Source organism: Parasphingorhabdus sp. (genome assembly GCF_039982415.1).
Classification (GTDB): domain Bacteria; phylum Pseudomonadota; class Alphaproteobacteria; order Sphingomonadales; family Sphingomonadaceae; genus Parasphingorhabdus.
Genome location: NZ_JBDWYL010000002.1, coordinates 111,847 through 130,647 on the forward strand (window position 1 = coordinate 111,847; position 18,801 = coordinate 130,647).

At 51.2% G+C, this 18,801-nt stretch carries 17 protein-coding genes; 16 read left to right on the forward strand and 1 reads right to left on the reverse strand.

The window, feature by feature from the left end; all coding sequences use genetic code 11:
• The first annotated feature begins 76 nt into the window (after positions 1-76).
• From nuoF to ABJU74_RS03315, 14 genes are read left to right on the forward strand one after another with little or no spacing between them, the layout of a single operon-like run.
• On the forward strand, positions 77-1,387 hold the full coding sequence (gene nuoF / locus ABJU74_RS03250) for an NADH-quinone oxidoreductase subunit NuoF (RefSeq protein WP_348382686.1): 1,311 nt from the start codon (positions 77-79) through the stop codon (positions 1,385-1,387).
• Positions 1,384-1,746, forward strand: a complete 363-nt coding sequence (locus ABJU74_RS03255) for a hypothetical protein (RefSeq protein ID WP_348382687.1) — start codon at positions 1,384-1,386, stop codon at positions 1,744-1,746. Before nuoF ends, ABJU74_RS03255 begins: the two co-directional genes overlap by 4 nt.
• A complete protein-coding gene (gene nuoG / locus ABJU74_RS03260) occupies positions 1,746-3,758 on the forward strand; it encodes an NADH-quinone oxidoreductase subunit NuoG (protein ID WP_348382688.1) in 2,013 nt (670 codons plus the stop codon). The genes ABJU74_RS03255 and nuoG overlap by 1 nt, the downstream gene beginning before the upstream one ends.
• Complete coding sequence (nuoH, locus tag ABJU74_RS03265; RefSeq protein ID WP_348382689.1) at positions 3,755-4,807, forward strand: NADH-quinone oxidoreductase subunit NuoH; 1,053 nt, start codon at positions 3,755-3,757, stop codon at positions 4,805-4,807. Before nuoG ends, nuoH begins: the two co-directional genes overlap by 4 nt.
• Positions 4,804-5,289 carry an NADH-quinone oxidoreductase subunit NuoI gene (gene nuoI, locus ABJU74_RS03270; RefSeq protein ID WP_348382690.1) on the forward strand — a complete coding sequence of 162 codons (486 nt, stop codon included), beginning with the start codon at positions 4,804-4,806 and terminating at the stop codon, positions 5,287-5,289. Before nuoH ends, nuoI begins: the two co-directional genes overlap by 4 nt.
• Before the next feature lie 38 nt (positions 5,290-5,327).
• On the forward strand, positions 5,328-5,942 hold the full coding sequence (locus ABJU74_RS03275) for an NADH-quinone oxidoreductase subunit J (RefSeq protein WP_348382832.1): 615 nt from the start codon (positions 5,328-5,330) through the stop codon (positions 5,940-5,942).
• Positions 5,939-6,244 carry an NADH-quinone oxidoreductase subunit NuoK gene (nuoK, locus tag ABJU74_RS03280; protein WP_108809875.1) on the forward strand — a complete coding sequence of 102 codons (306 nt, stop codon included), beginning with the start codon at positions 5,939-5,941 and terminating at the stop codon, positions 6,242-6,244. Before ABJU74_RS03275 ends, nuoK begins: the two co-directional genes overlap by 4 nt.
• 4 nt (positions 6,245-6,248) lie before the next feature.
• Complete coding sequence (gene nuoL / locus ABJU74_RS03285) at positions 6,249-8,270, forward strand: NADH-quinone oxidoreductase subunit L (RefSeq protein ID WP_348382691.1); 2,022 nt, start codon at positions 6,249-6,251, stop codon at positions 8,268-8,270.
• Positions 8,267-9,817 carry an NADH-quinone oxidoreductase subunit M gene (locus tag ABJU74_RS03290; protein WP_348382692.1) on the forward strand — a complete coding sequence of 517 codons (1,551 nt, stop codon included), beginning with the start codon at positions 8,267-8,269 and terminating at the stop codon, positions 9,815-9,817. The genes nuoL and ABJU74_RS03290 overlap by 4 nt, the downstream gene beginning before the upstream one ends.
• On the forward strand, positions 9,817-11,271 hold the full coding sequence (gene nuoN / locus ABJU74_RS03295) for an NADH-quinone oxidoreductase subunit NuoN (RefSeq protein WP_348382693.1): 1,455 nt from the start codon (positions 9,817-9,819) through the stop codon (positions 11,269-11,271). Before ABJU74_RS03290 ends, nuoN begins: the two co-directional genes overlap by 1 nt.
• A gap of 17 nt (positions 11,272-11,288) precedes the next feature.
• Positions 11,289-11,984 carry a biotin--[acetyl-CoA-carboxylase] ligase gene (locus ABJU74_RS03300; protein WP_348382833.1) on the forward strand — a complete coding sequence of 232 codons (696 nt, stop codon included), beginning with the start codon at positions 11,289-11,291 and terminating at the stop codon, positions 11,982-11,984.
• Positions 11,985-11,999: 15 nt separating this feature from the next.
• Positions 12,000-12,782, forward strand: coding sequence for a type III pantothenate kinase (locus ABJU74_RS03305; RefSeq protein WP_348382694.1), 783 nt, complete (start codon positions 12,000-12,002; stop codon positions 12,780-12,782).
• Entirely contained in the window at positions 12,782-14,419 is a 1,638-nt protein-coding gene (locus ABJU74_RS03310; RefSeq protein WP_348382834.1) for a ribonuclease J, read from the forward strand. The genes ABJU74_RS03305 and ABJU74_RS03310 overlap by 1 nt, the downstream gene beginning before the upstream one ends.
• A 5-nt stretch (positions 14,420-14,424) precedes the next feature.
• Positions 14,425-14,709 (forward strand): DUF1467 family protein, encoded by a 285-nt coding sequence (locus ABJU74_RS03315; RefSeq protein WP_348382695.1) that lies wholly within the window; start codon positions 14,425-14,427, stop codon positions 14,707-14,709.
• Positions 14,710-14,729: 20 nt separating this feature from the next.
• On the opposite strand, the gene ABJU74_RS03320 is transcribed toward ABJU74_RS03315, so the two are convergent.
• The gene (locus ABJU74_RS03320) at positions 14,730-17,018 is read right to left on the reverse strand and encodes a hypothetical protein (RefSeq protein ID WP_348382696.1); all 2,289 of its coding nucleotides are present in this window, start codon (positions 17,016-17,018) and stop codon (positions 14,730-14,732) included.
• A gap of 125 nt (positions 17,019-17,143) precedes the next feature.
• Here ABJU74_RS03320 and ABJU74_RS03325 point away from each other — a divergent pair, with 125 nt between their 5' ends.
• Together ABJU74_RS03325 and ABJU74_RS03330 are read left to right on the forward strand one after the other, a co-directional pair.
• Positions 17,144-17,452 carry an Hpt domain-containing protein gene (locus ABJU74_RS03325; RefSeq protein ID WP_348382697.1) on the forward strand — a complete coding sequence of 103 codons (309 nt, stop codon included), beginning with the start codon at positions 17,144-17,146 and terminating at the stop codon, positions 17,450-17,452.
• A 103-nt stretch (positions 17,453-17,555) separates the two neighbouring features.
• Positions 17,556-18,758, forward strand: coding sequence for a hypothetical protein (locus ABJU74_RS03330; protein WP_348382698.1), 1,203 nt, complete (start codon positions 17,556-17,558; stop codon positions 18,756-18,758).
• Positions 18,759-18,801 lie beyond the last annotated feature (43 nt).

Sequence of the window (18,801 nt, forward strand, 5' to 3'; positions counted from 1 at the left end):
ATGCAGGATGGGTGGCGCTGGCGGTTGTTGCAATTGCTGTGGCAGGCGGCCTTTGGGGTCGGAGGAGTAAGAAATAATGGCTTTTGACTTTCTCCAAGACAAAGACCGGATCTTTACCAATGTCTATGGCTTCCAATCTTGGGATCTGAAAGCCGCGAAAAAACGCGGTGATTGGGACAAAACCGCTGATATTATCAAGCGCGGCAATGACAAGATTATCGATGAAATGAAGGAAAGCGGCCTGCGTGGTCGCGGTGGCGCGGGTTTTCCCACCGGTTTGAAATGGTCTTTCATGCCGAAAGAGTCGCCTGATGGGCGGCCGAGTTTTCTGGTGATCAATGCGGATGAATCCGAACCTGGCAGCTGCAAGGACCGCGAAATTCTGCGCAATGATCCGCATAAGCTGATCGAAGGCGCCTTGATTGCTGGGTTCGCAATGCGCGCGCGCGCCGCCTATATCTATATTCGCGGTGAGTATATCATGGAAGCCAAGGTCATGGAGGCGGCCGTCCAGGAAGCCTATGATGCTGGCTTGATCGGCAAAAATGCCGCCAAATCCGGTTATGATTTTGATGTCTTCGTGCACCGCGGCGCGGGCGCTTATATTTGCGGTGAAGAAACCGCGATGATTGAAAGTCTCGAAGGCAAGAAAGGCCAGCCGCGCCTGAAACCGCCATTTCCTGCTGGTGCCGGCCTTTATGGTTGCCCAACTACGGTAAACAATGTTGAATCCATTGCGGTGGTGCCAACCATCTTGCGGCGGGGTGCGAGCTGGTTTGCTGGCTTTGGCCGCGAAAATAACCATGGTACGAAATTGTTTCAGGTTTCCGGCCATGTCGATAAGCCAGCTGTGTTTGAAGAAGCCATGTCTGTCCCGTTCAAGGATATGATCGAAAAGCATTGCGGCGGCATTACGGGCGGTTGGGATAATCTTCTTGCTGTTATCCCGGGCGGCTCTTCGGTGCCTTTGGTGCCAGCTGAGCAAATCATGGACGCGCCGATGGATTTCGATGGTCTAAAGGATTTGGGCTCCGGCCTTGGTACGGCAGCGGTCATTGTGATGGACAAGTCGACCGACATCGTTCGCGCCATTTCCCGGCTCAGCTATTTCTACAAGCATGAAAGCTGCGGCCAATGCACGCCATGCCGCGAAGGTACAGGCTGGATGTGGCGCGTTATGGAGAAAATGCGCGATGGCGATGCAGAGATAGGCGATATTGATACGCTTTATGAAGTGACCAAACAGGTTGAAGGCCATACGATCTGCGCGCTTGGCGACGCTGCGGCTTGGCCGATACAGGGCTTGATCCGGCATTTCCGTCCGGAGATGGAGCGACGTATTCGCGAGAATGGCGCACAGCAAGAAGTAATGGAGGCGGCGGAATGAAGCTTAGCTATCTGATTCTTGGCGGTAGCCTTTTGGTAGCCTCCCCAGCATGGGCATGTTTGGAAGTCACTCCGGCTGTTAGAGCTTGGGTGCAATGTGGGTATCAAGTTGCCTATGAATCAAATGATCATGATTTCATGAGAAGCATGGCTAACGCCGTGTTCCTTGGCAAAAAACTAAAGAAGAGCTCACCGCAGCGTTGGCAAGGGGTGGAAAATAGAATTGTGGGTCAATGCGGAACTTTTGCTCAAGCACAGGCCAAAGACAAAGGAAAAGATGTTGGTTCGTCCTATGTCCCCGAAAACCAATTTACCGCAATAGTGGATACTTCCGACATTGATAAATTGGTGAGAAAATAATGCCTAAAGTCACCGTAGATGGAGTCGAACTGGAAGTTCCACAGGGCGCAACTGTGCTGCAAGCGGCTGAACTGGCCGGTAAGGAAATTCCGCGTTTCTGTTATCATGAACGCCTCAGCATTGCGGGCAATTGCCGCATGTGTTTGGTTGAGGTAAAACCCGGGCCGCCGAAGCCGCAGGCGAGCTGTGCGCTGCCCGCTGCCGAGGGACAGGAAATCCGTACGGATAGCGAAATGGTCAAAAAGGCGCGGGAAGGGGTGATGGAATTTCTGCTCATCAATCATCCGCTTGATTGTCCGATTTGCGATCAGGGCGGTGAATGCGATTTGCAGGACCAGAGCATCGCTTATGGCAAGGGCGGTTCGCGCTATGACGAGAATAAACGCGCGGTAACCGAGAAATATATGGGGCCGGTGGTCAAGACGGTAATGACCCGCTGTATTCATTGCACCCGCTGTGTGCGTTTTGCCGAGGAAGTAGCCGGCGTAGAAGAAATTGGCGCGGTTGGACGCGGTGAGGGGATGGAAATTACCTCTTATCTCGAAGGCGCCGTACACAGCGAATTGAGCGGCAATGTCGTGGACCTTTGTCCCGTTGGCGCTTTGACCAGCAAGCCTTATGCCTTTGAAGCCCGGCCTTGGGAATTGACCAAGACCATGGGGATCGACGTGATGGACGGTGTCGGCACCAATATCCGGATCGACAGTCGTGGCCGGGAAGTGCTGCGCGCACTGCCGCGGGTCAATGACGATGTGAACGAGGAATGGGCGACCGATAAAACACGCCATGCGATTGACGGTTTGATGAAACGCCGTCTTGATCAGCCCTATATTCGCAAGGACGGCAAATTGGTTGCCGCTGGTTGGAATGAAGCCTTTGAGGCCATTGCGGCGGTCAAGGCGGGCAGTTCGGTTGCGGCAATAGCCGGTGATCTTGTCGATTGCGAAACCATGTATGCGACCAAGCGACTGCTCAAATCCATGCGGTCCGACATGCTGGAAGGCCGGCAAACGGGACTATCTTATGATGTGTCCAATCTGGCTTCAGTCAATTTCAACACAACCATTGCTGGCATTGAAGACGCTGATGTTATTATTCTCGTCTCGACCAACCCGCGTTGGGAAGCATCGCTGGTCAACACCCGTATTCGCAAAGCCGTTCGCAAGGGCGGAGCCAAAGTCTTTGGTATTGGCCCCGAAGCCGACCAAACCTATCCGGTTGAGTGGCTAGGGGATGATATGGGCTTGCTGGCCAAGCTACCCAAAGCCGCCGCTGATGCGCTGAAAAATGCTGAAAAGCCTGCGCTGATATTGGGCGGCGGTGCGTTGAGTGTCGAAGGGGCGCATGGGGCTGCTTTGAAACTTGCAACAAAATACAAATTGGTCCGCGATGATTGGAATGGGTTTAACGTGCTGCATATTGGTGCGTCGCGCACCGGTGGATTGATGCTCGGCTATGCCTATGATGGCGGCATAAAGGCGATTGCAGCGAAGAAACCAAAACTGCTCTTTTCGCTTGGCGCTGATGAAATGGACTATGCGCCGTTTGACAAGAGCTTCAAAGTCTATATCGGCCATCATGGTGATGCCGGAGCGCATGCGGCGGACGTTATTTTGCCGGCAGCAGCCTATACCGAGAAAAACGGAACATATGTGAATCTGGAAGGTCGTGTGCAGCGCTCGAATAAGGCGATTTTTGCGCCCGGCGACGCGCGGGAAGACTGGAGCATTTTGCGGGCATTGTCCGATGTGATGGGCAAGACACTGCCCTTTGACAGCTTTGACGAGTTGCGCGGCAAGATGTTTAAGGATCATCCGGTCATGGCCCAAGAAGGTTTGGTATCTTTTGATTGGGCTCCGCCATCAGGATTGCCGGACAAACCCAAAGGGCAGGGCGTGCACCCGATCAGAGATTTTTATCTGACCAACAGCATCACCCGCGCCAGCGCGACGATGCAGCGCTGTTCGGCAGAATTGCTGCACGGTGACGATATGCTGGAGGCGGCGGAATGACCGAATATCTCCAATCCACTTTTCTGGGCCCTGAAATTGGCTGGTTTGTGGCGACTTTGGCGCTGATCCTGTTGATCGCGCTACCGCTGCTGCTGGCTGTGGCGATGATCATCTACGTTGATCGCAAAATTATTGCCGCTGTGGCGCTGCGCCGCGGTCCCAATGTGGTCGGACCCTTTGGTCTGTTGCAGAGTTTTGCCGACGGTTTGAAAGTGTTTCTTCAGGAAACAATCATTCCGTCTGGGGCCAATAAAGGTCTGTTTCTGTTGGCACCGATCATCACCTTCACGGTGGCTTTGCTGGCCTGGGCGGTTATCCCGTTCAGTGAGGAAATGGTTCTCGCGAACATCAATATAGGGGTGCTGTATATTCTCGCGATCAGTTCGCTGGGAGTATATGGTGTGGTGATTTCCGGTTGGGCGAGTAACTCCAAATATCCGTTTTTCTCGGCCATGCGAGCCGCAGCGCAGATGATCTCTTACGAGGTTTCCATCGGTTTCATCCTGATTTCAGTGGTGCTATTTGCCGGTACATTTAATCTCAACGAGATTATCAAGGCGCAAGAAGGCCATATTTTCGGAGCCATAAGCGCTTATGGACTCAATCCCTTACTTTTCCCCATGGCGGTGATGTTTTTGATCAGTTCCATGGCGGAAACGGCGAGGGCTCCGTTTGATTTGACCGAAGCGGAAAGTGAGTTGGTGGCGGGTTATCAGACGGAATATTCATCCATGTCCTTCGCGCTATTTTGGCTCGGCGAATATGCCAATATCCTGCTGATGTGCGCGCTTAATGTGATCCTGTTCTGGGGCGGATGGTTGCCGCCGGTGGATTGGGAACCGCTTTATGCTGTTCCGGGGATTGTCTGGTTGTTTTTGAAGATGTTCTTGATCTTTTTCATCTTCAGTTGGGCCTGGGCAACGGTTCCGCGTTATCGCTATGACCAGCTCATGCGTCTGGGCTGGAAAGTGTTCCTGCCGATTAGTATTTTCTGGGTCTGTTTGGTCAGCGGATATGTAATGATTGACAAGTTTGGAATGCCGCTATGAGAATTACAGAAATCATAAAAGCGTTCTCGCTCTATGAGATTGTTTTGGCGCATTTGCTGACGCTGAAATATTTCTTCAAGAAGAAGAAAACGATCAACTATCCTTATGAGAAAAACCCCATTTCTCCGCGCTTTCGCGGAGAACATGCGCTGCGCCGCTATCCCAATGGTGAGGAACGCTGCATTGCGTGCAAATTGTGCGAAGCGGTTTGCCCGGCGCAGGCTATCACAATTGAAGCGGAGCCCCGTGACGATGGCAGTCGCCGGACCACCCGCTATGATATTGACATGACAAAATGCATTTATTGCGGATTTTGTCAGGAAGCATGTCCCGTGGACGCTGTCGTGGAAGGGCCGAATTTTGAATATTCGACCGAGACACGGGAAGAACTAATTTATGACAAAGCAAAACTGCTTGAAAATGGTGACAAATGGGAGCGAGCCATCGCATCCAACCTTGCCGCCGACGCGCCCTATCGTTAAGGCGCTGACAGGATTCTAAGGGGGTTACGGAAACCGTTATAATGCAAATATTTGCTTTCTATCTATTCGGAGCCATTGTCATCGCAAGCGGTGCCTTTTGCATATTTGCGCGCAACCCGGTGCACAGTGTTTTGTGGCTGATTTTGGCGTTTTTCAACGCTGCTGGCTTGATGTTGCTCGTCGGTGCGGAATTTATCGCAGCCTTGCTCGTCATTGTCTATGTCGGCGCGGTTGCGGTGCTGTTTCTGTTTGTTGTGATGATGCTGGATATTGATTTTGCAGAATTGCGTGCTGGTTTCATGAAAAACTTACCTTTGGGATTGTTGCTTGCTCTGGTGCTGATGGCCGAGATTATATTTGGCATTGGTGCATGGACAGCTGGTGGCATGGGTGAAGCGACTGCCGTGGTCGGACCGCAAGAGGGCGGTCCCTCAAATATCGAAGCGCTGGGTACATTGCTCTACACTAAATATGTATTTCTTTTCGAGGCCGCAGGTCTGATTTTGCTGGTGGCGATGGTCGGGGCGATTGTCTTGACCAATCGCAAAAGGGGCGGTGTCCGGATCCAAAATATTCAAGAGCAAGTTCGGCGGCGTCCGCAAGATGCAACGCGTAATGAACAGCCCGAAGTGGGTAAGGGGGTCGAGCTATGATCGGCATTGAACATTATCTGGTGGTCAGTTCCATCTTATTTGTGATGGGCATGTTGGGCATTTTTCTCAACCGCAAGAATATCATCATCATTTTGATGGCGATTGAATTGATTTTGCTTTCGGTCAATTTGAACCTGGTCGCGTTTAGCGCCTTTCTGGGAGATATGACTGGGCAGATATTTGCTATGTTTGTGCTGACCGTTGCTGCCGGCGAAGCCGCGATCGGGCTTGCCATTTTGGTCATTTATTTCCGTCAACGCGGTACTATTGCCGTCGATGATGTCAATCGGATGAAGGGTTAAGGACTTGACGATCCAGCTTATCGTTTTCCTGCCCTTGTTGGCAGCTATAGTGGCAGGCTTTGGCAATCGCATGATTGGCAATGTCCCGGCAAAATTGATCACAACTCTGGCTTTGTTCGTATCATGCGCGCTGAGTTGGCCGGTGTTTATCGATTATATCCTGCTGTCGCGGGCCGCTGAAGTCGTGCCGGTGCTGACTTGGGTGCAATCGGGTGATCTCAATTTTGAATGGGCACTCAGGGTGGATGCCTTGACCGCGGTCATGTTGGTTGTTGTTACGACGGTTTCCGCTCTAGTCCATCTTTATAGCTGGGGCTATATGGATGAAGACCCCGACCAACCGCGCTTTTTCGCCTATTTGTCGCTGTTTACTTTCGCCATGTTGATGCTCGTGACCGCGGATAATCTGGTGCAGATGTTCTTCGGATGGGAAGGGGTTGGTCTCGCATCCTATCTGCTCATCGGCTTCTGGTTCAAAAAGCCAAGCGCAAGCGCTGCGGCGATTAAAGCCTTTGTGGTCAACCGGGTGGGTGATTTGGGTTTCATGCTCGGTATCTTTGGAACGTTCCTCGTCTTTGGGACCGTTTCTATTCCGGAAATATTGGAAGCAGCACCGGCAATGGCGGGCTCCACCATCACCTTTGCGGGAATGCGGCTTGATACGATGACCATCCTCTGTTTGCTGCTGTTCATCGGCGCGATGGGTAAGTCTGCGCAATTAGGCCTGCACACCTGGCTGCCGGATGCGATGGAGGGACCGACGCCTGTGTCGGCGCTGATCCATGCCGCGACAATGGTGACCGCAGGGGTGTTCATGGTTTGCCGCCTGTCGCCCATGTTTGAAACCAGCGAAGTGGCTTTGACGGTTGTGACCGTGGTTGGTGCCTGTACCGCGATTTTTGCTGCGACGGTTGGGCTGGTCCAGCATGATATCAAACGGGTTATCGCTTACTCCACTTGCTCACAGCTCGGGTATATGTTCTTTGCCGCCGGTGTCGGCGCCTATAGCGCGGCCATGTTCCACCTGTTTACCCACGCTTTCTTCAAGGCGCTGTTGTTCCTCGGCGCCGGTTCGGTGATCCATGCCATGCACCACGAGCAGGACATGCGCTATTATGGCGGGTTGCGGAAAGAAATCCCGCTGACCTTCTGGGCAATGATGGCAGGAACATTGGCGATTACCGGCGTTGGTATTATTCATGTTGGTGCTATCCCGGCACTGGGTTTCGCAGGTTTTTTCTCAAAAGATGCGATTATTGAAGCGGCTTATGCAAGTGGCACGAGTACCGGCCAATTCGCCTTTGCCATTGGCGTGCTCGCAGCATTGCTGACAAGCTTCTATAGCTGGCGACTGATGTTCCTGACCTTCTGGGGCACACCGCGCTGGATACAGTCCGAGCATATTCAACATAGTGTTCACAAGACGCCGGAAACCGCTGAAGATTCAACCGGTGGTTACCATCCTCACGAAAGCCCAATTTCGATGTTGATCCCACTCGGCGTTCTCTCGTTGGGTGCAATCGCGGCGGGTTATATTTTCCACTACAGCTTTATCGATGCAACTGATGGATATCGCTTCTGGGCGGGCAGCTTGGCGTTTGATCGTAACTTGATGCATGCGATCCATGAGGTTCCTTATTGGGTCAAATTGTCTTCGACATTCGCAATGCTCATCGGACTGACAACCGCGTTCTTGATGTACTTCCGCGGCAAAGATCGTCCAGCGCGTCTCGCGGCAACCTTCCAGCCGGTCTATAATTTCTTCTTCAACAAATGGTATTTTGACGAGTTGTACGACTTGATTTTCGTGCGCCCAGCCTTTTGGTTTGGTCGGCTGTTCTGGAAAGCCGGTGATGAAGGCACAATTGACCGCTTCGGTCCCAATGGCGTGGCTGCGGTGGTTGCTAGCGGGGCTGGCGTCGCCAAGAAATTCCAAAGCGGGTATTTGTATAGCTATGCGCTGGTGATGTTGCTGGGACTAGTGGCTGCCGTCACCTGGTTAATTGTGCGGGGAGCAAACGGATGAACCAGCTTGATTTCCCCATATTGTCGTTGATGATGGGCTTGCCCATGCTGGCGGCGATTATCTGCTTGTTCATCGGAGCCAATGCCGCCCGTTTGCTGGCGCTTGCGACAACTTTGGCGCTGTTTGTTCTGGGTGTGATATTGTGGATCAACTACGATATTGGCGGCCCACAATGGCAATATGTTGAGCGAGTTGATCTTTTTGGCAATTTCGCTTGGGCGCTTGGCATAGACGGCATTTCGATGATGCTGATCATGCTCACCGTATTCTTGATGCCCATCTGTATTGGGGCGAGCTGGGAAGCGATAAAGGACCGGGTCGGCGAATATATGGCAGCCTTCCTGTTCATGGAAGTGCTGATGATCGGGGTGTTCGCCGCTCAAGATATTTTCCTATTCTACATCCTGTTCGAAGCGGGCCTGATCCCCATGTATTTGATCATCGGGATCTGGGGCGGAGCCAATCGCATCTACGCCAGTTACAAATTTTTCCTGTACACATTGCTGGGTTCGGTCGTGATGCTCATCGCCATGCTGTGGATGGTGCAAGATGCTGGCACGAGCGATATTCCAACATTGCTCAACTATGACTTTGCGCCCGAAGCTCAGACCTGGCTCTGGCTCGCCTTTTTCGCCAGCTTCGCGGTCAAGATGCCAATGTGGCCGGTCCATACCTGGCTGCCCGATGCCCATGTTCAAGCACCGACTGCCGGTTCTGTGATATTAGCGGGCGTCTTGCTCAAAATGGGCGGCTACGGATTTTTGCGTTTTTCGATCCCCATGTTTCCGGAAGCATCCGAACAATTTATCTGGCTGATCTTTGCCTTGTCGATGGTTGCGGTAATCTACACGTCGCTGGTCGCACTTGTGCAACAGGATATGAAAAAGCTCATCGCTTATTCTTCGGTTGCGCATATGGCGATTGTGACAGTGGGGCTATTCGCCTTTAACCGTCAGGGCATCGAAGGCGCTATTATCGTGATGCTCAGCCACGGTCTTGTCTCTGGCGCATTATTCCTCTGCGTAGGGGTGATTTACGATCGCCTGCACACCAGAGACATTGACCGCTATGGCGGGTTGTCAGTGAATATGCCGAAATATGCGATTTTGTTCCTGCTGTTTACAATGGCCTCTATAGGCCTTCCTGGAACCAGTGGTTTTGTCGGGGAATTCTTGTCGCTGATCGGATTGTATAAGGTCAACAGCTGGGTCACCTTAGTGTGTACCGTCGGTATTATCTTGGGTGCAGGTTATATGCTCTATCTCTACCGCCGGGTCGCCTTTGGTGAATTGGTCCATGATGATGTGCGCGCCATGCCAGATTTGTCCGCTCGGGAAATGGCATTATTGGCACCGATCGCGGCCGCGGTAATGTGGATGGGTGTTTATCCGGAAAGTTTCATGGCGCCGATCCGCGGCGATGTCGGGGCAATTGTTGCCCGCATTGATCGCGCCGCGCCGGCAGGGGATGCACAATTGAAAATGGGGCAAGCCAAAGCGACGTCCAATGTTGATCAGGCCCAAGCGGGTCACGGGGAGTCGCACTAATGGATTACGGACGTTCACTATTTTTCACCTTACCCGAAATTATTCTGTCGGTTAGCGGCATGTTCCTGCTGATTTTTGCAGCATGGGGCGGTGTTAAATCCGCGCGTGTGATCAGTATATTGGCGGTTGTGGCGTTATTTGCTGCGACGTTTGTGGCATCTGAATTCTTGACAAACTCGTCTTATGATCTAGGCGCCAGTGCTTTTTATGGCCTCTATAAATTGGATAGTTTTGGTAGTTTTGCAAAATTGTTGATCTATTTTGCGGCGATTATCTCCCTGATCATTGCTCCGCGTTTTTTCAAGGATAATGGCTCCTACCGGCCCGAATATCCGGTGCTGATTTTATTCGCCTGTGTCGGTATGGGGATGATGGTTTCCGCTGGCGACATGATGACGCTGTATATTGGATTAGAATTGAACAGCCTGTCTGCCTATGTCTTGGCCAGTATCGTTCGCAATGACGTGCGTTCCTCGGAAGCTGGTTTGAAATATTTCGTTCTCGGTTCGCTAGCCAGCGGTATGCTCTTATTCGGTATATCTTTGGTTTACGGTTTTGCTGGCTCGACCGACTTTTCAGTCATCGGGGATACGCTGACGGGCAAATTATCAACCGGACCGCTTATTGGAGTTGTGCTGGTATTGGCTGGACTGGCCTTTAAGATCAGTGCGGTGCCATTCCACATGTGGACGCCTGATGTCTATGAGGGGGCACCGACGCCGGTTACCGCCTTTTTCGCCAGCGCTCCCAAAGTCGCTGCTATTGCACTCACCGTCCGCGTCATTATCGATGCCTTTGGCGGTCAGACTTCCACTTGGCAGCAAATTGTCGTGTTTGTCGCTTTGGCCTCCATTGTTCTGGGCGCTGTGGCTGCGATTGGACAGCAGAATATCAAACGCTTGCTCGCCTATAGCTCGATCAACAATGTCGGGTTTCTGCTTATCGGTTTAGCAACCGGGACCGCCGAGGGTATTTCAGCGATGCTTTTTTATCTTGTCATCTATTTGGTGATGACCTTGGGCAGCTTCATTTGCGTCATGGAAATGCGCGATGCACAAGGCAAGCCACTGGAATCGCTGTCGAGCCTCTCCGGTCTGGCCAAAACCAGACCCGCTCTGGCTTGGGCTATGATGTTTTTCATGTTCTCTTTGGCGGGCATCCCCCCTCTATTTGGATTTTGGGGCAAGTTTCTTGTTTTCAACGCAGCGGTAGCTGCGGGCATGTTGCCGCTTGCTGTCATTGGTATTGCTGCTTCGGTGATCGGCGCATTTTACTATATCAAAATCGTCAAGATCATGTTCTTTGATGAAGCTGCGAACGAGATTGTTCACACCGGTCACAAAACAGAAAATGCTCTGATTGCGCTCTTGGCATTGGTAGTATCGCCGCTCGGCTATCTGACCATACCATTTTTGGCACCAGTAACGGCAACGGCAGCTCAGGCCTTATTCTGACCATCAATATAGAAACAATCGCCGAAACCGCATCTACCAATGCGGATATGAAGGCGCGTGCGGCGAGCGGGGCGCAGGAAGGGCTCTGGTTGCGCGCTGAGCAGCAAAGCGGCGGTGTTGGGCGCTTAGGTCGAAAATGGGAAAGCCCCAAGGGTAATTTATATTGCAGCACTTTGGTGGTAACTCAGGCCAATGATCCGGCCCCTTCGTCTCTTTCCTTTGTCGCCGCATTGGCCGTTTATGAAACTATAGAATATTATTTGCCGCATGATCACATGCTGCTCAAATGGCCGAATGACATATTGGTATCGGGTTCGAAAATTTGCGGTATTTTGCTCGAAAGCACAGCCGATAATGTAGTTGTAGGCATCGGAGTGAATGTCGCTGTCGCGCCAGCTGTTGCTGAACGGACAGTCACCAGCCTGCATGAAGAAGGATGTGATCGGGATGTAACGGCTGCGATCATGCTAGAAAATTTGGCTAAAAATTTTGAAGATCGATTGAAAACTTGGCGGCATTCAGGCCTTTCAGAGATATTGTCTGCTTGGCAGCAACGGGCCCATCCGAAAGGCACACGGCTTTCTAGAGTCGATGAAAAGGGCATAGGAGTGGAAGGCGAATATGCCGGATTGTCAGATGATGGCGCACTACGCTTGAGAAAGGCTGACGGAGCGCTTATCGAGATACATGCCGGTGATATTCATGTCGGTTAGAAGAAAGGGTCAACCATGTTGCTCGCAATAGATGCCGGTAATACCAATGTCGTGTTTGCGCTGTTCGATGGCGAAGAGGTCAAGGCCCGTTGGCGCATAGCCACGGATCCGCGACGAACAGCGGACGAATATGTTGTCTGGTTGCGGCAGTTGCTGGATCTCAATGGCTGGAGCGTGGATGATATTCATGCCGTTATTATTGGGACGGTGGTTCCTCGTGCGCTGCACAATTTGACTGTATTGTCGGAAAAATATTTTGGCGTTACGCCGTATGTTGCGGGGCGCGGAGATGCACAATGGGGCGTGGCTCTGGATGTTGCGCAACCGGATACGGTTGGGGCCGATCGCGTATTGAATATCATCGCAGCCCATGAAAAATATAAGCAAGACGTAGTGATTATTGATTTTGGTACCGCCACGACTTTTGACGTGGCCGATTATGACGGGGCCTATAAAGGCGGCGTGATCGCGCCAGGAATCAATCTGTCTCTTGATGCCCTTGTCGGCAAAACCGCACAATTACCTCGCATTGCGCTCGAAGCGCCGGATACGGATAATGTTATCGGCCGCACCACCGAAAGCCAGATGCTGATCGGAATCTTCTGGGGTTATATCGGAATGATCGAAGGGTTGGTGGAGCGAACCAAGGCGCAAATTGGTCGTCCGACGACGGTTATCGCCACGGGGGGATTGTCTGTCTTGTTTGACGAACATACAGATGTGTTCGACCATCTTGAGTCCGATTTGACGCTGCGCGGACTGTTCATCCTCTATCAGAGAGCAACCCAAACCGCATGATAAAACCAAAAAACGAACTTCTCTTCCTGGCTCTTGGCGGGTCGGCAGAGATCGGCATGAACGTCAATCTATATGGCTGTGATGGCAAATGGGTGATGGTCGATTTGGGCATGACCTTTTCAGACCCCGCTTATCCCGGCATTGATCTTATTTTGCCGGATCTGGAATTTATCGAGAAGCAATCGAAAAATCTTCTCGGCATTGTGCTGACCCATGGTCACGAAGACCATATAGGAGCGGTTCCGTATTTTGCAGCGGAATTGGGCGTGCCGCTTTTTGCAACGCCATTTACTGCGGGATTAATCCGGCGCAAATTGGCTGAAGCGGGGCTCGAAAATGATGTTGAATTGCGCATCATACCCAATGAAGGCAGTTTCGAATTGGGCCCCTTTGGGTTTCGTTATCTCCCGATTGCCCACAGCATCGCCGAGGGCAATGCGCTTCTCATTGACACGCCCTATGGCAAGATATTCCATACTGGCGATTGGAAGCTTGATGACGAACCGATGTTAGGAACGCCATCGACGCCGGAACAGCTTTCCGCGATTGGCGATGATGGTGTTTTGGCGATGGTGTGTGATTCCACCAATGTTTTCAATAAAGAAGGATCGGGATCAGAAGGCGATGTCTATCGCAATCTGATGCGCGTGGTCGATGGTTTGAAAAACCGGGTATTGGTAACCACTTTTGCGTCCAATGCGGCGCGTTTGCAGACATTGGGAGAAGTGGCAAAACATAGTGGGCGGCAATTATGTGTCGCGGGGCGATCGCTCGATAGGATGATCGAAAATTCCCGAGAAAATGGCTATTTGAAAGATTTCCCAGCCACGGTTGATTTTGAAGATGCAATGCATATTCCGCGCGATGAAATCATGATCATCGCCACAGGCGGGCAGGGAGAGGCGCGGGCTGCTCTTGGCCGTATCGCCGGAGATTCGCACAAGATCAAATTGACCGAAGGCGACAATGTTCTTTTTTCATCCAAGCAGATTCCCGGCAATGAGATCGCCATTGGGCGTATCCAAAATCAACTGGCCGCCAAAGGCGTTGTGATGATTACCGATCGGCAGGAGCATATACATGTTTCAGGCCACCCCGGACGCCCAGAGCTGGCGAAAATGTATGACTGGATCCGTCCTGAAATTATCGTACCGGTCCATGGTGAAATCCGTCATATGAAAGAACAGGCCCGCTTTGCTGCCGAGCAAGGCGTGCCCAAGAATATTTTTCAGCAAAATGGAGATGTCGTGCGATTGGCGCCTGATGGCCCAAAAATTATTGGCCAAGAGCGCACGGGCCGATTGGTTCTCGATGGTGATGTCATCATCACTGCCGATGGCAAGACCTTGAACGAACGCCGGAAAATTGGATATAATGGAACGATTTCGGTTGCTGTTGGGCTGAATGACAAGGGCAAGATATCCGGCCAGCCCGTGCTGCGGCTATTGGGCGTTCCGTTGGAGGAAGATGAAGAAGAATTTCTCGATGAAATGGGCGATATGATTATCGATAAATTTAAAAAGCCAATTGGTGATATGGATCGCTTTTCCGAAGAATTGAGATTGTTAGTTCGGCGCAGTGCTACTGAATGGACCGGCAAAAAGCCGATTGTATCGGTGCTCATAGTCGAGGCGTAAGCGCAATGGATTGGACATCAATTATAGCCATATACGTGCTGTTTTGGGTCTTATCGGCCTTTATTATCCTACCCATCGGTATCCGCAATCACAGTGAAACCGGCACAGAATTGGTCAAAGGGCAAGCCGATGGGGCGCCGGTCAATTTCAAGCCGGGCCGTATTTTGCGCAACACCACATTATTGGCTACGGGCGCCTTTTTGCTCTTTTACTTTAACTACACCCAGCAATGGATCACGGTTGACGATATTGATTTATTCGATAGCCGGGGAAAACTCGACCAGCGCTAAGGGTGAGTGGGGCGTTTGGGTTAGTTGCGCAGACGTTCGATCGCTTGGGCTAGCGCGACATAGAGCTTGCCGATATCCGAAGACAATAAGGTCACACTGATGGCGCTACCATCGCGGGTCGCCAATACGCCGCGCAACATGGTCTCAAAATCGTGGATATAGCGGTTCACATGCTCGCGAAACTCGGAATTACTATCATATTCCGACAATATTTCGCGAACCTCGCCCGCATCCAGCAAGCGCACGGCTCGGCGGGTAAAAATGCCGCGATCGCCTTTCAGATAGGCAGCCCATTCGGTGTCGGTTACTTCATTGGAAAGCAGCTTCGTCACATCAATAGCTGTCGAGTTGAGCGATTCCGTCAGTAGAGCTACGCGCCGTGTGAAGTTTTCGTCGCTGCTTTGTTCGGCTTTTTCCTTAGCAAACAGGATCCGCTGTTCCAGCTGAGTGGTCATATCTTCAATGGCGGTAAGCTGGCTGGTCAAATGGCCAGCGGTTGATTCCGTCGTTGCAACAGCTTTGGAAACAGCGCTTTCCAGCTTGGGAGCAATGGACGAAATTTTCTCATCAATAATTTTGCTGAGGGCTTCTTCGCTCACTTTTTCAAATGTTTCGGCGGATCCTGCAATGGATTTTTCAAGCGCATCGCGGGAATGTTCTGATGCCTGACGAGCCGTTTCCTTAACCCGGAGAAGGGCGCTAATCAGCTTCTCACCCGCGCTCTCGGCCAAGGCTTCATTCTGTTCCCGAACATCGCGCAATTCCTTGGCGAGGCCATCAATCTTGTTGAGAACATTGTCGGTTGCGATATCTCCGTCATCGCTGAGCTTGGCGAGCATTGCGCGCTGCTCTTCAATGGCTTCGTCCGATTTCTCAATCTTGGCAAAAACTTCGTCCGAGACAGCGCCCACTTTTCCGGCTTCTTCGACCATCCGGTTAAACACCGCCGCACTTTCTTCCGATTTTTCGTTCATGCGGTCAAATGCGGCAGGCAGGGTTTCATCCAATTCCCGCGCACCACTGTCGAGCGCTTCAAGGAGATTTTCGATCCGTGCGATCATCGTATCGGCCGTTCCATGGCCGTCTTCGATCGACTTTCTAAGCGCGTCGCTATTTTGTTCCAACGCGGTCATGGCAAAAGCGAGCTTGGCTGTTTTTTCTCCACTTTCATTGTCCAAGGTTTGTACGGTCTTGGTGATCTCGGTGATATTCTCGTGCAAATCCTGCACCAGCGTTTTGAGGCGGGATTCTTCATCATCAGCGGCTTTACCCACCAGGCTGATTGTCTCTTCGAGAGAGGCAAGTTCCGCTTTTATCGTCTCCGAACTCTCGGCTGTTTCACTGGCCAATTCGCTTCGGGTTTTGCCCAATGCTGCAATGACTTCGGAAGAGGCATCTTTCAAAACGGTGGCAATGCGGGTAGACCCGCTTTCCGCTTCGGTCAGCTGTACGGCAAATTTTTCTTTGATATCCGCGGCCGTATTTTCAAGATTGACCAGCGCGTCTTCCGATTTTTGGGTGAGCTCTTCCAAACTTTGTTTTGCTGCCGTCCCGACATCGCCAACTCGCTTCAAGGTGCTTACCATTGCTGCAATTTCTGCTTGCGCAGAGCGACCGGAATTGCCGATTTGATTGGTGACATCTTTTGCCGTGTTAATCACCACCGGCAAATGTTCGCGAAGCTGTTCAAGATTTTTATAAGCCGCGCTACCGACATCGTCCAATTTCTTCATTTTGGATAGACCATCGCTGAGCGCAGTTTTGATATTGCTAGCGGCCTTGTTCAGCTTTTCGGATGATTGCGAACCTAATGTTTCCAGCTCCCGCGTTTCGCCGGCCAGAAATTCCCGGGCCATTGCCAGTTCGTTGTTCACGGTTTTCAATCGAAATTCCAATTGTTCCGATTCGATCCGCAAAGAAGAAGCTACATCGTCAAACCGTTTGGCTTCCCGCGTGCTGTTGCGCATATAGAGCAAATAGAGAATGGCAAAGGTTGCGATCGGCAAGCAAAATTGAGAAAGCAGGTCTATTGCGGCTTTCATTGTCGGAATTGTTGTAAAAATGTCGCGATTGGCCCAGGCAAAAAAGCCCGTCCACAGGGCTATGGATAGTCCGAGCAATGTGGGTGCAACAAATTGCGATTTCGGCGTCGCGAAGCTTTCTTCATCCGTGTAATGGCTCCACTCGTCATCGCTGCTGCTTTCGTCAACCGCTTGATCCGCTTCACTTTCCTCTAGATGTTCTTGTTCCGCCTTTGCTGGCTCTTCGGCAGCATCGCTCTCTGTTTCGTCAAATTCGACATGCTCCATATGAGGTTCCTCGCCCCGGTCACGCCTGATTCCGATAATTTTAGATCCACCTGTCATGAGTCGGTTTTACCATATTTTTCGCTGAGAGAAACTATAAGTTAACCATGGCGTCCTAAGAAACCCTCATGTCATTTGATTATGGAGCGCTCGACGCAGCCCTAACCGCTGCAGTAGGTGACGATCAGTCACTCATCGCAGAATTGCGTGCAGCATTTTTGGAAAGCGCAAAACGGCAGGTAGATCTGCTTCATCGCGCCCGTTGCGACGCCAATTGGGAATATGCTGCCTTGCGCTTAAAAGGGTTGGCGGCCAGCTTTGGTGCAACGCAAGTTTTGCGTTTGGCTGAAGAAGCGATTATTTCAGCTCCCGGCGAACCGACCATTTTGAAGAAATTGGAACGTGCCATCGCGGCGATCGAAAATCATCGCGATTAATTTTTTACATTATCACGTTTTGCGCGAAGATAGTCCTTTGATGCTGGCATTCTAAATCCTATACTCGGCCCGGATTAGTAAACTGGTGCAATAGGATTTTTTGTTGAGACTTGCGCTTATCTCCGTATCGATTGAGCAGGCACCCAGCCAGGGTCCTGTCGGTCTGTTGCCTTTATTTGATGAAACCATTGTTCAGCGGCAGGTGCGCTCGGCACAGCAAATGGGCGCGGATAAGATTGTCCTGTTAAGTCCAACTATGCATGGGGCGTTGCTGCAATATGTCGACGCGCTGAAAATTCAGAATATCGACGCCGAAATTGCCCGCAATTCTGATCACTTGCAGCAATATGCCACAGATGAGGATGAACTGCTTTACTTGGGTGATGGGATATTGCCGGGAGAAGTGATGGCGCTGGCCGTGCGAGAAGAGTCCGCAGAAATGATCCAAGTCGTTGGAAATGCAGACGATTATTCCAGTTTCGAACGTATTGACCTCAATCATCGATGGCTAGGCATTGCTCTGTTAAAAGCTAGTCGATTGGCTGAAATCAGTGATATTCCAGAAGACTGGGATATCGGATCGGCTCTGTTGCGTACGGCGGTGCAATCAGATTGCAGGCGGGATATTGTCTCAGATGATCGCATGAAAGCCGATAATCTGGTGCAATTGCTTACCGAAGTTAATGTCCAGCAATATACCCAAAGACGGTTGGAAAAAGCTGAAATTCCCAAACAGAATTTTTTGGATCGTTTTCTGGTATGGCCCGCAACGCGCAAGCTCATACCGCTCTTATGGCGGGCACCAGATGCAAAAAAATATACCGGAATTGCCGCTCTGGCCTGCAATATCATTGCGCTGACCATGGGTCTGGTTGGTTGGCCGATACTGGCGCTTGCATTTTTACTCATTAGCGCATTGGTCTTAAACTTGAACCAACGCATATCTATTTTCGGACACAGCGCGAAAGGATTGGATTGGGGCAATTTGCTGTTCAATATACTCGCGATTGCCACCTTGGCGGTCGTGATTTGGCATCACGCCCCATCACCAATATTTGGAGCGGAACAGTCCTTGCTAATCTTGTTAAGTTGTATTTTGTGGCTTGTTGACAAAGCGCCTGATGGTCGAAAAATTACCCTTATAAAACCTGATAGGCAATTGATATTATTGTTCTTTTTTCTTTTTTCTATCGCTGGTTTCTTCGCTGTGGGTCTCTATCTTCTCACGCTTTACGCAATGGCTTATTTGGTCTTGGTTTCGCGCGACCGTTTTTCGCAGATTTCTGAGCAACAGGACGTGGCGTAGAACATATTGCACTTAGCCAGATATTAACCACATTGTTTTATGG

Coding starts and splice junctions, on each gene's coding strand:
- nuoF (WP_348382686.1), top strand. CDS start 77: ATGGCTTTTGACTTTCTCCAAGACAAAGACCGGATCTTTACCAATGTC.
- ABJU74_RS03255 (WP_348382687.1), top strand. CDS start 1,384: ATGAAGCTTAGCTATCTGATTCTTGGCGGTAGCCTTTTGGTAGCCTCC.
- nuoG (WP_348382688.1), top strand. CDS start 1,746: ATGCCTAAAGTCACCGTAGATGGAGTCGAACTGGAAGTTCCACAGGGC.
- nuoH (WP_348382689.1), top strand. CDS start 3,755: ATGACCGAATATCTCCAATCCACTTTTCTGGGCCCTGAAATTGGCTGG.
- nuoI (WP_348382690.1), top strand. CDS start 4,804: ATGAGAATTACAGAAATCATAAAAGCGTTCTCGCTCTATGAGATTGTT.
- nuoK (WP_108809875.1), top strand. CDS start 5,939: ATGATCGGCATTGAACATTATCTGGTGGTCAGTTCCATCTTATTTGTG.
- ABJU74_RS03290 (WP_348382692.1), top strand. CDS start 8,267: ATGAACCAGCTTGATTTCCCCATATTGTCGTTGATGATGGGCTTGCCC.
- nuoN (WP_348382693.1), top strand. CDS start 9,817: ATGGATTACGGACGTTCACTATTTTTCACCTTACCCGAAATTATTCTG.
- ABJU74_RS03305 (WP_348382694.1), top strand. CDS start 12,000: ATGTTGCTCGCAATAGATGCCGGTAATACCAATGTCGTGTTTGCGCTG.
- ABJU74_RS03315 (WP_348382695.1), top strand. CDS start 14,425: ATGGATTGGACATCAATTATAGCCATATACGTGCTGTTTTGGGTCTTA.
- ABJU74_RS03320 (WP_348382696.1), bottom strand. CDS start 17,018: ATGGAGCATGTCGAATTTGACGAAACAGAGAGCGATGCTGCCGAAGAG.
- ABJU74_RS03325 (WP_348382697.1), top strand. CDS start 17,144: ATGTCATTTGATTATGGAGCGCTCGACGCAGCCCTAACCGCTGCAGTA.